A 12,125-nucleotide genomic window follows, 5' to 3' on the forward strand; every position below is an offset into this window, starting at 1 on the left:
ACCCGGGCCGCGCCTTTGCGTGTGGAGGCAAGGTGTAGTGGCCGGGCGGCGTGGGGACGAGAGCCCCTGGCGGAACGCTGGGTTGCGGCAGGTGCCCTTACCGCGCGCGCGTGGGGGAGGTGGCCTCTTCCCACGGCAGCGCGGCACCGCGCTCCCCCAGGAGCGTCAGGAAGGCGCGGACCTTGGGCGGAAGCTGCCGGCTGCTCGGGTAGACGGCGAAGATGGGGATGCCCGGAGGTGTGGCGTCCTCCAGGACGGGGACGAGCAGTCCGGTCCTCACGTCGTCGACGACGAGCGACGCGGGCAGCCGCACCACGCCCAGTCCCGCGCGCGCCGCCGCCTGGCCCGCGCGCACGCTGGGCACTCGCAGCCTTCCGGTGACGTGCACGCTCCGGGCGGTGCGGCCCTCGCCGAAGAACCAGACCTCGTCGGTGCCGGGCTCGGCCAACACGACGCAGGCGTGGCCCTGGAGTTCAGAGGGTGTCTTCGGAGTGCCCTGCCGGGAGAGGTAGGCGGCGCTGGCGTAGTAGCCGGTGCGCAGGCGTCCCAGCTTGCGCGCCACCAGCGACGAGTCCGCGAGCGGCCCGGTGCGCAGCGCCAGGTCGTACTCCTCCGCGATGAGGTCCACGTGGGCCTCGGCCAGGGAGACCTCCACGCGCAACAGGGGGTGGCGCAGGAGCAGTTCGGCGATGACGGGCGTGAGCAGCTCGCCCAGGAGGGAGAGGGTGGCGATGCGCAGGGTGCCCTGGGGCGTGGCGCGGGACTCACCCAGGGCGCGGTTCACCTCGCGGGCCTCGGCGACCAGCCGCGCGCAGTGGGTGTGGTAGTCGCGCCCGGCCTCGGTGAGCCGGAGGTGGCGGGCGTTGCGCTCCAGGAGGCGCACCCCCAGGCGTTCCTCCAGCGCGGAGAGCCGGCGGCTGACGGTGGACTTGCGCAGGCCCAGGCGGGTGGATGCGGCGGTGATGCCGCCCGCGGTCACCACCTCCGAGAAGAGGAGCATGTCATCCAGGAGGGGCGGGCTCGGGGGCACGGGGGCAGCCTAGCCGGGACGGTTGTCCGGCTCCTCTCCCTTCGGGCCCCCGGGCTTCACTGGGGGGTGGGCAGGGGAGGGAAAGCCGGGTAGATGAAGTCCGATGCCTTCCCGACTCATGCCGTTGTGTGTCGCGCCGATGATGGACTGGACGGACCGGAACTGCCGGTACTTCCACCGTCAAATCAGCAGGCACACGCTGCTGTACACGGAGATGCTGACCACGGGCGCCGTGCTCCATGGAGACCGCGAGCGGCTGCTGGGCTACGAGGCGGCCGAGCACCCGGTGGCCATCCAGCTCGGAGGCTCGGAGCCGGAGGCCCTGGCCGAGTCCGCGCGCATCGCCGAGTCGTGGGGCTACACCGAGGTGAACCTCAACGTGGGCTGCCCCAGCGACAGGGTGCAGTCCGGCCGGTTCGGCGCGTGTCTGATGGCGGAGCCGGAGCTGGTGGCGCGGCTGGTGGGCGCCATGCGCGCGGCGGTGAAAATCCCGGTGACGGTGAAGTCGCGCATCGCCATCGACGAGATGGAGGAGTGGCCCACGCTGGAGCGCTTCGTGCGTCTGGTGGCCGCCGAGGGCTGCACGCGCTTCATCGTCCACGCGCGCAAGGCGTGGCTCCAGGGCTTGAGCCCCAAGGAGAACCGGGACGTGCCGCCCTTGCGCTACGACCTGGTCCACCGGCTCAAGCAGGAGCTGCCCCACCTGGACATCAGCATCAATGGCGGCATCAAGACGCTGGACGCCGCCGCTGAGCACCTCGCGCAGGTGGACGGGGTGATGATTGGCCGCGCCGTCTACGAGAACCCCTACCTGCTCGCGGAGGCGGACCGTCGCTTCTTTGGCGCGGAAGAGGCCCCGCGTGAGCGGCACGAAGTCGTGGAGGCCATGCTCCCGTACATCGAGCGGAGCCGTCAGCGGGGCGCGCCGCTCGGCGCCGTCACGCGGCACATGCTCGGACTGTTCCAGGGACTTCCGGGTGCGCGCGCGTGGCGCAGGCACCTGAGCGAGAACGCGCACAAGCCGGGCGCGGGGCCGGAGGTGGTGGTGGCCGCGCTCGCGAAGGTGCGTCGCGAGCCGGAAGCGGACGTCGCTGCCTGAGCGCCGCGTCGCGCTGTCGGCGTGGGCGTGGTGGTCCTCAGGGAGGCGAGAAGCGCCCGATGCGTCCCGCCTCCTCCGCGAACCACAGGGCTCCATCCGGCCCGACGGTGATGCCGTGGGGCTCCGCTTTCTGAGTGGGAATGGCGTACTCGGTGACGACTCCAGACGTCGTCATCCGTCCGAGGTGATTGCTGCCCCACTGCGTGAACCACAGGGCCCCATCGGCCCCCGTGACGATGGCGTGGGGACGCGCTCCCGCGCGGAGCAATGGGTACTCGGTGATGCGCCCCTCCGTCGTGATTCGGCCAATCCGGTCCGCGAGAATCTCGACGAACCAGAGCGCGCCATCCGGCCCCCACGTGATTCCCACGGGCCCCGCCTTGGCAGTGGGCAAGTCGTAGCCGGAGACCTGTCCATCCACGGTGATGCGCCCGATGCGGTTGCCCTGATTCTCCGTGAACCAGAGCGCGCCATCCGGCCCCGGGGTGATGAACGAGGGATAGCAACCGGCCTGGAGCGCGAACTCGGTGACGTCGCCTTCCAGGTTGATGCGTCCAATCCGATGCACGGTCATCTCCGTGAACCAGAGCGCTCCATCGGGTCCGGCGCAGATGCCGAATGGACCGGCTTGCGGCGTCGGCAACGTGAACTCCGTCACCGCTCCGCTCATCGTCACGCGGCCCACGCGGTTCGCCTTCTGCTCGGTGAACCAGAGCGCGCCATCGGGCCCGGCGGTGATGATGGACGGCCCGGCTTCGGGTGTCGGGAGCGGGAAGCCCGTCACCCGGCCATGGATGTCGATACGACTCACACGGCCCACGTGAACCTCGGTGAACCACAGCGCCCCGTCCGCTCCCCCGACGATTCCGTAGGGGCCCGTGGATGCGGACGCGAGGGGGTACTCGACGAACTGGCCATGCTCGGAGCCAGGGGCCTGCGGCATCGGGTGTCTCCAGGAGGATCGTGAGGTGGCCGCCGAACCCTCTCCCGCGCTGTCACCGACGTCCAGCGAGGAGCGACACCTGTCGCGCGCGTGTTCCCCTCAAGACAAGACAAGGCCCGGGCCTCCTCGCGGGGACCCGGGCCTTGGGCGAAGCGGTCCGGCTCAGCCGATGACCAGCTCGCCGGGCAGCGGCTGCTTGCCGCCGTCCATGAACAGTCCGAAGTAGCTCTCCGCCAGCTTGTACTCGTTGTACGCCGGCGAGCAGGCCATGGTGCGCACCGCCCACAACGCGTCGGTCGGCTTGCCGTCGTAGTCGGTCAGAATCATGTTGATGCCCATGTGCCCGCCGTTCTCCGCCTGGATGCCGGAGCGGCGCTGCAGCTCCTTGACGTCGTCGGGGGTGAGGTTGAGCGTGATGGGCCGGTCGTGCTCGCGAGCGGCCTTCGCCTTCTCCGCGTCACCCGTGTACGAGTACACCAGCAGCTCGCGCGCGTTGTCGTCCGTGGTGTCGAACTTCATCGCGAACTTCTCGGAGCCGGGGATGAGCTTGCCGTCGGTGCCGTACTTCTGCTCGATGGTGATGTCCGGGTGGTCGCCACCGTAGGTGATGTCGGACGTCATCGACTTCGTCCCATCCGGGTGGTGGGTGATGAGGTACTCGCCGGTGTTCGTGGTGCCGTCCGACTCGATGCTGAAGGGACCCACGTCGATGCCGACCTTGCCGCCCGTCGACTCGTAGTTGATCTTGTCGAAGCGCAGCGTGTTGGCCACGCCCGGGCCTTCCTTCTCCGGCATCCGGCCGTCCTTCGCGAAGGCCTCGTAGGCCTTCTTCCCGTCCGGGTTGGACAGGTCGAACTCGGCGGTGCGCAGCTTGTACTCCTTCAGCGTGTCCGAGCGACCCACGCTCACGGACACCGGGCCCACGCCCAGGCTCACCTTGCCGTTGTTCTCGATGAACTCCGTGGGGCCCGCCGTCATCGACAGCTTGTCGCCGTTGCGACTCACTTCGATGGACATGCCCTTGCCGGACTTCACGTCGCCGGAGATGCCCAGCTCGGCCGCGTGGTAGGACAGGCCCACGTCCAGGCCGTAGCCGGCGAACTGACTCTGCTCCATCTTCACGGAGGCGCCGTCCGGAATCGCCTCGGCGTTGAGCGGATGCGGAGGCGCGATTTCGCCCGCCTTCAACTTCTCGTAGTCCGCCTCCTTCATCTTCACTTCGTACGTCATCGTCTTGCCGGCCTCGACGCTCCCCTCCACGGAGGCGCCCACGCCGACCTTGGCCTTCTTGAACTCCACCGACCCGGTCGCGGACACCGACGTCTCGGCGGTGATGGAGACGGTGACGTACCCGTCCTCCTTCTTCACGTCCTTCTCGAGCGTGTCACTGAACTCGACTTCCACCGGCCCGGCCTGACCCGGAATCTTGATTTCGTGCGGCTCGGTGGTGGCGGCGTTGGGCGCGGCGCCGATGTCCGCCGGGGAGTCGGCGACCATCATCTTCTGCAGCTCGGGGGACACGTTCGCGTCCGCCAGGGCCTGGGCGCGCTCGGGCGAGCCGGCCTCGGTGGAGAAGATCTTCGCGGCGGACGTGCCGGAGAGGGTGCCCGCCTCGCTGTAGTGCGGCTGGTCCTTCAGGTACGCCGGCATGTCCTCGTAGCTCTTGCCGTTGCTCGGGTCCAACACGCGCTCGCCCTGGCGAACGACGACGTGGCCCGACTGGCCCTCGGCGCCCGGGCGCGAGTCCTTGAGGAACACCAGGTCCGAGCGGCTCTGCAGCTCCGGCGAGGACTTGCTGACGAAGTCCGCCGCCTTGTCCAGGCAGTTGACCTTGCTGTCCTTGCTGTTCTCATTGAACAGCGTCGACGAGGGGGCGCCCTGGCCGTCCAGCTTCAGCTTGTTCTTGGCGCCCGCGGGCTCGAAGGACGACTGGTTCTTCAGTCCCTCCGCCACCTTGCGAGCCGCCGCGGCGGCCTGCTTCGCCGCTGCCTCCGCCGCCTTGCGCGCTGCCTCCGCCGCCTGACGCGCCGCGGCCTCCGCTGCCCTGCGAGCCGCTTCCGCCGCCTGACGTGCCGCCGCTGCGGCTCCACCGTCGCCAATGCGCTCGGTACCCATGGTGTGTCTCCTCGAAGTCGTACGGATTTCCCAATTCTCGGGAGATGGGGCTGGAGGTTGCGTCCCGGCTGGAAATTCGGAGGTTTTTCCCTGGGAGCCCTGTCACGGAGTGAGAAAGCGGAGCTGTGCCCGTACCTGGGGCGTGGGGAGTCACCGGCCGTGCGGCTGGCGTGCTCACGCCACGTCGAGGCGGTGGATCAGCGCTTGGAGGGACTGGCGCGGAAGCGCTGGAGCTTGGTGCGGTTGCCGCAGACGGCCATGGAGCACCAGCGTCCGGAGCGGTTCTTGGAGGTGTCGAAGAAGGCTTCCTGGCAGGCGCCGGCCGCGCAGACTTTCAACCGGGGCCAGTGGCCGTCCTGTTGGGTGGAGACGATGGCGGCGAAGAGTCCGCCCAGGACCTTCCAGCCTCCGGTACCGGCGGGACGCAGCCGCACGCTGTCCGGGCTGAAGCCCAGGGTGAGGGGACTCAAAGCGGCCACGCGGTCCAGGGTGCGGAGTTCGGCGGGGGGCAGGGGCTCTCCGGTGTGGGAGAGCAGCACGGCGCGCAGGGCCTCGCGGGCCTCGATGGCGGCCTTGAAGGCTTCGGGGGAGAAGGTCTCTCCGGGGGACAGGAGGCCGCGCGCGCGGGACCAGGTGGCGAGTGCGTCCGAGGTGGGCACCGCGTCGACGAGCTTCTCCACGTCCAGCGTGTTGACGAAGTCGAGCAGCAGCACGACATCCGTCGGAAGCCCGGGGCTCTGCGCATCGGCCATGGCTGGGGCCTATCGCGTCCTGGGCGTGGGCACCAGGGCCCCCAGCCCCGTGGCCAGGCTGTCCACCAGCGCGCGGGCCGCGTGCCGCTCCGGGTCCAGGCTCGGGTCATAGATGGTGACGTCCATTCCCACCGCGAGTCCGGACGCGACGAGGTGGGCCACCAGCTCGCCCAGCTCCTCCACGCTCAGGCCGTCGGGCTGGCGGGAGTCGACGGCGGGCATGACGTCGTCGTCCATGACGTCGGCGTCCAGGTGCATCCAGAAGCCGCTGACGCCGGAGGCGCGAAGCCGCGCGACGGCCTGCTCCACGCTGGCGGCGATGCCCTGCTGGCGCAAGGTGCCCAGGTCCAGCCAGCCCATGGCGGTGTCTCGCACGTGCTCGGCGGAGACCTGCGCGCCCCAGTGCTCCAAATCCCTGACGCCGAGCACGGCCACATCCGCGTCCCGCACCAGGGGCCCTCGTCCTTCCAGGTTGGACAGCACGGCGGGGCCGCGCCCGGAGGAGAACCAGAGGTCCATGCCGGCCACGCCGCCCAGCTCGGAGGCCTCGGGGGGCCAGAAGTCGGTGTGCCCGTCCATGAAGGCGAGGCCGTGGTGGGCGCCGGTGCGCTTCAGGCCGAGGAGGCAGCCGAGAAGGATGCTGCAATCACCTCCGAGCACCAGCGGGAAGCGCTTGTCCCGCACGACCTCTTCCACCACGTCGGCGAGCCGTGAGCTGAACTCCGCGATTCCGCGCGGGTTGATGACCCGGGTCTCCTGGTCGCGCTGGGGGACGTAGGGACCGGGCTTCACGGTGTGCTCGACCTGGGCCTTGAGTCGGCGTCCCAGGCCGGCTTCCAGCAGGGCCTCCGGCAACAGGTCCACCCGGGGGGTCCGGCTGTCAGGGCGACTCAGTCCCAGACCGGAGGGCGCGGCGATGAGGGCGATGGGCGGGGGCATGGACACTCCTCGGGTCAATGGGTAACCACTGTATGTGTATTGGTGGTTTTTCGAGGGTAGGCCCTGTGTCGGGCGGTTGCAACCACTAAAGATGAATGAGTGGTTACTTGGGGTTGATGGACGGGATGGAGGCCGTGGCCCGCCCGAGGCGCGAATGTGCGTGTGGATGGAGCCCTTCGCGCTGGTCTGGAAGGGTACTTCTCTGGGAATCATGGGCTTCCGTGGAGCGGCCCCGGCCATCGACAGCTGAACGCGTCACATCCATGACGCGAAGGGTCGCATCGCCGTGTGGAACCCGTAACATTCCCCGCCATGCACTTGCGACGCTCGCTCCTCTTCTTGTTGGTTGTCTCCCTCGCAACCGTTCCCGCACTCTCTGGCTGTGGCTCCGATGACGACACTCCGACGCCGGACGAGGGCCTTGATGCTGGCACGGGGTCTGACGCTGGCACGAAGCCCGACGCGGGCACCGGGTCCGATGCGGGCACCGAGTCTGATGCAGGCACCGCGTTCGACGCCGGTACCGAGTTCGACGCCGGTACCGAGTTCGACGCCGGCACCGAGTTCGACGCGGGCACCGGGTTCGATGCAGGCACCGGGTTCGATGCAGGCACTGAGTTCGATGCAGGCACTGAGTTCGATGCGGGTACCGCGTTCGATGCGGGTACCGCGTTCGATGCAGGCGCTGAGTTCGACGCCGGTACCGTGTTCGACGCGGGTACCGTGTTCGATGCAGGCGCCGAGGTCGATGCAGGCACTGAGTTCGACGCAGGCACTGAGTTCGATGCAGGCACCGAGGTCGACGCGGGGACGGTGTCCGATGCAGGCACTGAGTCTGACGCTGGAAGCGAGCAGGATGCTGGTACCGCGCAGGATGCGGGGACGCCGCCTGATCCCTTCACCGTCTGCGAGGGCACCTGCCGGCAGACCGAGGCGACGGTGCAGATGAACGGCAACGAGCGTGTCCTGACCAGTGCCTACTTCGGCTATGAGGAGCCCTCGGACCCGAGCGACCCATGGACGCTGTGGATCGAGCTCAACAATGGCACCCCGGGCATTTGCCCCTCCCCGGACTCAGAGGTTCCGCCCCAGCTCATCAATGTCTACTCGGTGACGGTGCCGGTGGATGTGACGCCGCAGACCGGCACTTCCGCGGGTGAACCGAGGGCAACCCTGGTCGACTTCGAGGGCGAGCTCAGCACCGCCTTCTTCGTCCACAGTACGCAGCTCACCTTCACGCCCGTGGCGGCCTCGCTCTGCCCCACCTGCGCCAAGGAAGGCACCCCTCCCGCGTCACACTTCGTGGCCTTCGATGTGAACGCCTCCTACGAGGAGGGCACTTTCGTCGGGCACGGGTTCGCCACCTACTGCCCCTCGCTCGACGTCTATCAGTAGCGCATTGGTCATCGGCCGCGAGGCCGCGGGTCCTGGGTCGATGAGGCCCAGGACCCGTGAGACACAAGAGGGCTCAGCGGCCGCCGGCCTTCACGCGCTGGAGGAGGGCGGCGGTCCCCGTCTGCGTGGAGTCAGCCTGGGCCCGTGGGCCCGAAACCGCGGGGTCTTCCACGGGCGGACCGGAGAGCTCCGAGTAGACATCGATGACCACCGGCCCGCGGCCGCATTCGCCCGTGAGGACCGCATGGAGCGCGAGGCTGAGGACGTCATTGGTATCGAGGGAACCCCATCCAAGGGTGTAGTTCATCGTGATGGAGCAGCCCGGCTCCGGGCTCGCCGTGCAGGAGCCCGGCAGGACGAGGAAGGAGCGCGGGCCCACCATCACCGCCGGGGGACCGCACAGGTCGAAGGAGAGGGGGGCGACCTTCAGTCGGGGCGAGGGACCTTCGGGGAGGATGGCGAAGATGTCTTCCGTTTCCATCGCGTCCGTCTGACCATTCTCGGTGAAGTACATCAGCCCCGTGACGAAGTATTCGCCTGTCACCCAGTCCCGAGGGTCCATCTTCTGGGCACTCAGGGCACTCGTCTCCGAGACCTCGACGTTCGTGGCGTCTTCCGCGCCACCGCACGCGCCGAGCAGAATCGAGCCAATCACAATCCATCCATATGAACGCATCATCGTTGTTTCCTCCTGGTGATTCAGAGCGCGGGTCGCGCCCATGAGCCGGGCCGCCGCGAGGACGCGGAGACCTTTCTTGAAGCCCTGACGCAGCGGAAATCGCAGAACCTTTGTTTCCGTGTGGCGAGGAGCTGGCAGGCTCCCCTGGGGTGGATGCAGGGTTGTCCCCCTGCCACGGAGCCAAAGGTAAGCGAGTCCTTCCTGCCTGTCCGAGACCCGGGGACGAAGCGAAGAGAGCCAGGGATGAATTGAATTTCACCAGGGACGAAGTGGGACGCACTCCCGCTTCAGCGTCCGAAGACGCGCAATCCCTCTCGCGGACCCCGTCAGAGCGGGCAGTGACCGGTGCGCCGCGACAGCAGGGCCTGAAGCCGACGGCGCCCCTGGGGAATCGTCCACCGCTACTTCTCGCGCTGGCGCAGCCAGGTGGAGATGGCCTGTCTGCATTTTTCGTGATGGTCGAGAAAGGCGAAATGACCGCCAGGGACCTCCGCGTAGGTTGCCATGTCACCCAGCCGCCGGACGTAGGCCTGTATGGACGCGGTGGGCATCATCGTGTCGGTCCGCCCCTGAACCACCAGCGTGGGCACCTGAGGGATGGGGGCGTCGGTCCACGCACCCGACACGAGGATGAGCCCGCGCAGCTCGAGCCCTGGATGGGGGACGCGGTGGACGAGCACGCTGGCTCCCGCACCCCCGTTGGAGAGTCCGGCCAGGTAGACGCGGCGGATGCCCTTGCTTGCCAGCCACGCATAGGTGGCCTTCAGCGTGTCCTCACCCTGGCGCTCCCACCATTTCCCAGCGGGTCCCACGGAAGGACAGACGGTGAGCGCGGCGATGCCTTGCACCGCCTGCGCCATCTCCCAGCAGTACACGGCGAAGTTGCCGGCATATCCATGGAGGAAGACCACGGCCGTGCGCGGCGCGGCCTCGCCCTCCGGTGAGACGACGAGCGCGTCGAAGGAGTCCGCGGACTGGAGCCCCAGGTAGGTGGCGATGGCGGGCGTGGCGACCAGCCCTTCGGCGGAGTCCATCCGGTCGAAGGCGCCCTCCAGCGAGAGGAGGAAGTCGCGCGCGTCCGAGCGCGGCAGTCTCCGGGTGAGCAGCAGCGCATGTGCCGCGAGCAGCGTCCCATCCTGTTCGTCGACGACTCGATTCACCCAACGATGGCCGCCGCCCGGCAGATGAAGCGTGTCCAGGTGTGTGCCCCGCGCGAACACGAGCCTCGTCGAGACGACGAGGAGCAACAGCGCGAGGCCCGCCCAGCACAGCCACCGGCGACCCCGGACCAGGAGCCCCAGGCAGAGCCCCCCAAGGCCCGCCACGTAGCCCCAGCCGGAAACCGAGGGCCCGACCCACGCCGCGAGCCCTCCCAGGCACAGCGCCACGGGCGCCATGAGGAGCCCCAGGCAGAACGCCAGACGGCTGCCCCACCTCGGAGGCCTCGCCGTTTGAGCCAGGGCGTGAGGGGAAGGTCGTGACTCGGAGGCCAGGGCGGAGGGCGCCATGCCCTCCATCCTCTCGGTGCCCGCTGGCGAAGTGGCGCCGTCGAGCCCGAGCGGTCCAACGTGGGCTGGAAGGGCTCCGGAAGGCGGGTGGACGGTCGCGGCCCGGCGTGAGCGGTCCCCCTTGTCTCGCGCCGAGCTCCACGGCTCATGGAAGCAATTCCAACGAAGGCGACAGCCAGCTTCGTCCTCCTGACTGTCGCCCCTCCAAGGGGTGCTACTGCGCCAACGCGGGGCGGAAGGAGGCCAGGGTGCACCGCATGCGCTGCACCTGCTCCGCGCTGAAGCCCGTCATGCAGGCATCGTCCGTCAGCTCCATGTAGTTCTGGATGGGGACGGGTACGCCACCGCAGCTCGTGCTCGCCGTGCAGCCCTTGTGCGAGGTGGCGTTGGGCTGCGTGTCACAGATGCGGTCGCCCGTGGTGTAGCAGGCCGGCGCGGTGGCGGTGCCACAGCCCGAGTAGTACGTGTGGAACAGGCCCAGGTAGTGGCCCACCTCGTGGGTGACGGTCCTCCCATTGTGGTACGGCGGAAACGGGCCGACACGTCCGAATGCCAGCCAGTTGATGACCACCCTGTCCTGAGGCTGTCCCACCGCGCCCGCCGGGTCCGCGGGGAGGAAGGGCACATACCCACGCGAGCCACCCGCGCTGTTGGTGTAGAGGTTCAGGTAGCGCGTCGAGTCCCAGGCGATGGTGAGCCAATAGCTGCCCTGGTCCTGGTACCAGGTCGTGTTGCAATAGCGCCGGATGCCCGTCGTCGGATTGCCCGCCGGGTCCACGGTGGCGAGGAAGAACTCAATCTTGCTGTCCACCCCAGCCCCGCCAGGGCTGCCCGCCACGGCGCGAAAGTCTTCGTTGAGGACCGTGAGCTGACTGTGGACCAGGGCATCCGTGACGTTGCCATTCGCGCACGCCGCATCCGAGATGACATGCACCACCACGGGGATGCGCCGCAACGCCGTGGGCTGCCACAGCGGACCCGGAACCGTCTGGTCCATGGAGCAATCCGAAGGGGCGAAGCTGGCCCCCCGGAAAGAGGGAGCGGGCTCGGGGGCGGTACAGCGGTCGGAGTGGAGGGAGAAGGCATCTCCAGACAGGAGCGCCAGGACGGAGACAATGAGGGAGTGGGCTGGGAGCATGGGAGCCTCACGCTATCGAGTCGCCCCGACACCCTCCAACCCATCTGCCTCGCGGCGACAAGCCCGCTGGAAGATTCCTCTGTCCCATGTTGCTGGCGTTGCGCGCCACCGCTCCGAGGACGAAGTGCCTCGGAGCGGCGGCGTCAGGCTTCAGGGAAGCTCGAGCTGGCAGGACGCACTGCGGCCGTCCTGGCCGCGCAGGTTGCCATCGTCGCACTGCTCACCGGCGGCGAGGTGGACGACTCCGTCCCCGCAGCGAGGACCGGTAGGAGGAGCCCGTGGTGTGGCGCTCCGCCCGGAACACGGCGAGCTGATATGCGAGTCCAAGACTCGCATCGGGCCCATGTCCCCGTCGACTCGCCGGGGCGTGCAGGTGTCGGACTCCCTCACCATCTCGAGTCGATAGATGCCGTCCCCTCCCTCCTCGTTCTCGCCTCCGCCTCCGCACGCGGTGAGAGACAGGGCTGCCAGCATCACTACGACAGTCGCGCGACAGCTCATCAGGGCCCCAGGAAACGAGGGAGGTG

Annotated in this window: 11 protein-coding genes; 2 read left to right on the forward strand and 9 right to left on the reverse strand. The window is 68.7% G+C overall.

The window, feature by feature from the left end; translation table 11 throughout:
• Positions 1-97: 97 nt before the first annotated feature.
• Complete coding sequence (locus G4D83_RS40005; protein ID WP_176437437.1) at positions 98-1,000, reverse strand: LysR family transcriptional regulator; 903 nt, start codon at positions 998-1,000, stop codon at positions 98-100.
• Between the two features lie 133 nt (positions 1,001-1,133).
• On the opposite strand from G4D83_RS40005, the gene dusA reads away from it, so the two are divergent.
• Positions 1,134-2,129, forward strand: coding sequence for a tRNA dihydrouridine(20/20a) synthase DusA (dusA, locus tag G4D83_RS40010; protein ID WP_163870204.1), 996 nt, complete (start codon positions 1,134-1,136; stop codon positions 2,127-2,129).
• A 37-nt stretch (positions 2,130-2,166) separates the two neighbouring features.
• On the opposite strand, the gene G4D83_RS40015 is transcribed toward dusA, so the two are convergent.
• From G4D83_RS40015 to G4D83_RS40030, 4 genes are all read right to left on the reverse strand, one after another.
• Positions 2,167-3,072 carry a Vgb family protein gene (locus tag G4D83_RS40015; RefSeq protein ID WP_205522837.1) on the reverse strand — a complete coding sequence of 302 codons (906 nt, stop codon included), beginning with the start codon at positions 3,070-3,072 and terminating at the stop codon, positions 2,167-2,169.
• 162 nt (positions 3,073-3,234) lie between these two features.
• Positions 3,235-5,187, reverse strand: coding sequence for a prolipoprotein diacylglyceryl transferase (locus G4D83_RS40020; RefSeq protein ID WP_163870205.1), 1,953 nt, complete (start codon positions 5,185-5,187; stop codon positions 3,235-3,237).
• Positions 5,188-5,384: 197 nt separating this feature from the next.
• A complete protein-coding gene (locus G4D83_RS40025; protein WP_163870206.1) occupies positions 5,385-5,939 on the reverse strand; it encodes a CGNR zinc finger domain-containing protein in 555 nt (184 codons plus the stop codon).
• A gap of 9 nt (positions 5,940-5,948) precedes the next feature.
• The gene (locus G4D83_RS40030) at positions 5,949-6,878 is read right to left on the reverse strand and encodes an arginase family protein (RefSeq protein WP_163870207.1); all 930 of its coding nucleotides are present in this window, start codon (positions 6,876-6,878) and stop codon (positions 5,949-5,951) included.
• A 312-nt stretch (positions 6,879-7,190) separates the two neighbouring features.
• Between G4D83_RS40030 and G4D83_RS47040 the strand changes: the two genes are divergently transcribed.
• Complete coding sequence (locus tag G4D83_RS47040) at positions 7,191-8,273, forward strand: hypothetical protein (protein ID WP_163870208.1); 1,083 nt, start codon at positions 7,191-7,193, stop codon at positions 8,271-8,273.
• A 73-nt stretch (positions 8,274-8,346) separates the two neighbouring features.
• On the opposite strand, the gene G4D83_RS40040 is transcribed toward G4D83_RS47040, so the two are convergent.
• From G4D83_RS40040 to G4D83_RS47140, 4 genes are all read right to left on the reverse strand, one after another.
• Positions 8,347-8,952, reverse strand: coding sequence for a hypothetical protein (locus G4D83_RS40040; protein ID WP_163870209.1), 606 nt, complete (start codon positions 8,950-8,952; stop codon positions 8,347-8,349).
• A 401-nt stretch (positions 8,953-9,353) separates the two neighbouring features.
• Positions 9,354-10,349, reverse strand: a complete 996-nt coding sequence (locus G4D83_RS40045) for an alpha/beta hydrolase (protein WP_163870210.1) — start codon at positions 10,347-10,349, stop codon at positions 9,354-9,356.
• A gap of 325 nt (positions 10,350-10,674) precedes the next feature.
• Positions 10,675-11,457, reverse strand: a complete 783-nt coding sequence (locus tag G4D83_RS40050; protein ID WP_240357086.1) for a M43 family zinc metalloprotease — start codon at positions 11,455-11,457, stop codon at positions 10,675-10,677.
• A gap of 291 nt (positions 11,458-11,748) precedes the next feature.
• On the reverse strand, positions 11,749-12,099 hold the full coding sequence (locus tag G4D83_RS47140; RefSeq protein WP_338041970.1) for a hypothetical protein: 351 nt from the start codon (positions 12,097-12,099) through the stop codon (positions 11,749-11,751).
• Between the last annotated feature and the right edge of the window lie 26 nt (positions 12,100-12,125).

Source organism: Myxococcus eversor (genome assembly GCF_010894455.1).
Taxonomy (GTDB): Bacteria; Myxococcota; Myxococcia; order Myxococcales; family Myxococcaceae; genus Myxococcus; species Myxococcus eversor.

Coding starts and splice junctions, on each gene's coding strand:
- G4D83_RS40005 (WP_176437437.1), bottom strand. CDS start 1,000: ATGCTCCTCTTCTCGGAGGTGGTGACCGCGGGCGGCATCACCGCCGCA.
- G4D83_RS40050 (WP_240357086.1), bottom strand. CDS start 11,457: ATGGACCAGACGGTTCCGGGTCCGCTGTGGCAGCCCACGGCGTTGCGG.
- G4D83_RS40040 (WP_163870209.1), bottom strand. CDS start 8,952: ATGATGCGTTCATATGGATGGATTGTGATTGGCTCGATTCTGCTCGGC.
- G4D83_RS40045 (WP_163870210.1), bottom strand. CDS start 10,349: ATGGCGCCCGTGGCGCTGTGCCTGGGAGGGCTCGCGGCGTGGGTCGGG.
- G4D83_RS40025 (WP_163870206.1), bottom strand. CDS start 5,939: ATGGCCGATGCGCAGAGCCCCGGGCTTCCGACGGATGTCGTGCTGCTG.
- G4D83_RS40015 (WP_205522837.1), bottom strand. CDS start 3,072: ATGCCGCAGGCCCCTGGCTCCGAGCATGGCCAGTTCGTCGAGTACCCC.
- G4D83_RS47040 (WP_163870208.1), top strand. CDS start 7,191: ATGCACTTGCGACGCTCGCTCCTCTTCTTGTTGGTTGTCTCCCTCGCA.
- G4D83_RS40020 (WP_163870205.1), bottom strand. CDS start 5,187: ATGGGTACCGAGCGCATTGGCGACGGTGGAGCCGCAGCGGCGGCACGT.
- G4D83_RS40030 (WP_163870207.1), bottom strand. CDS start 6,878: ATGCCCCCGCCCATCGCCCTCATCGCCGCGCCCTCCGGTCTGGGACTG.
- G4D83_RS47140 (WP_338041970.1), bottom strand. CDS start 12,099: ATGAGCTGTCGCGCGACTGTCGTAGTGATGCTGGCAGCCCTGTCTCTC.
- dusA (WP_163870204.1), top strand. CDS start 1,134: ATGCCTTCCCGACTCATGCCGTTGTGTGTCGCGCCGATGATGGACTGG.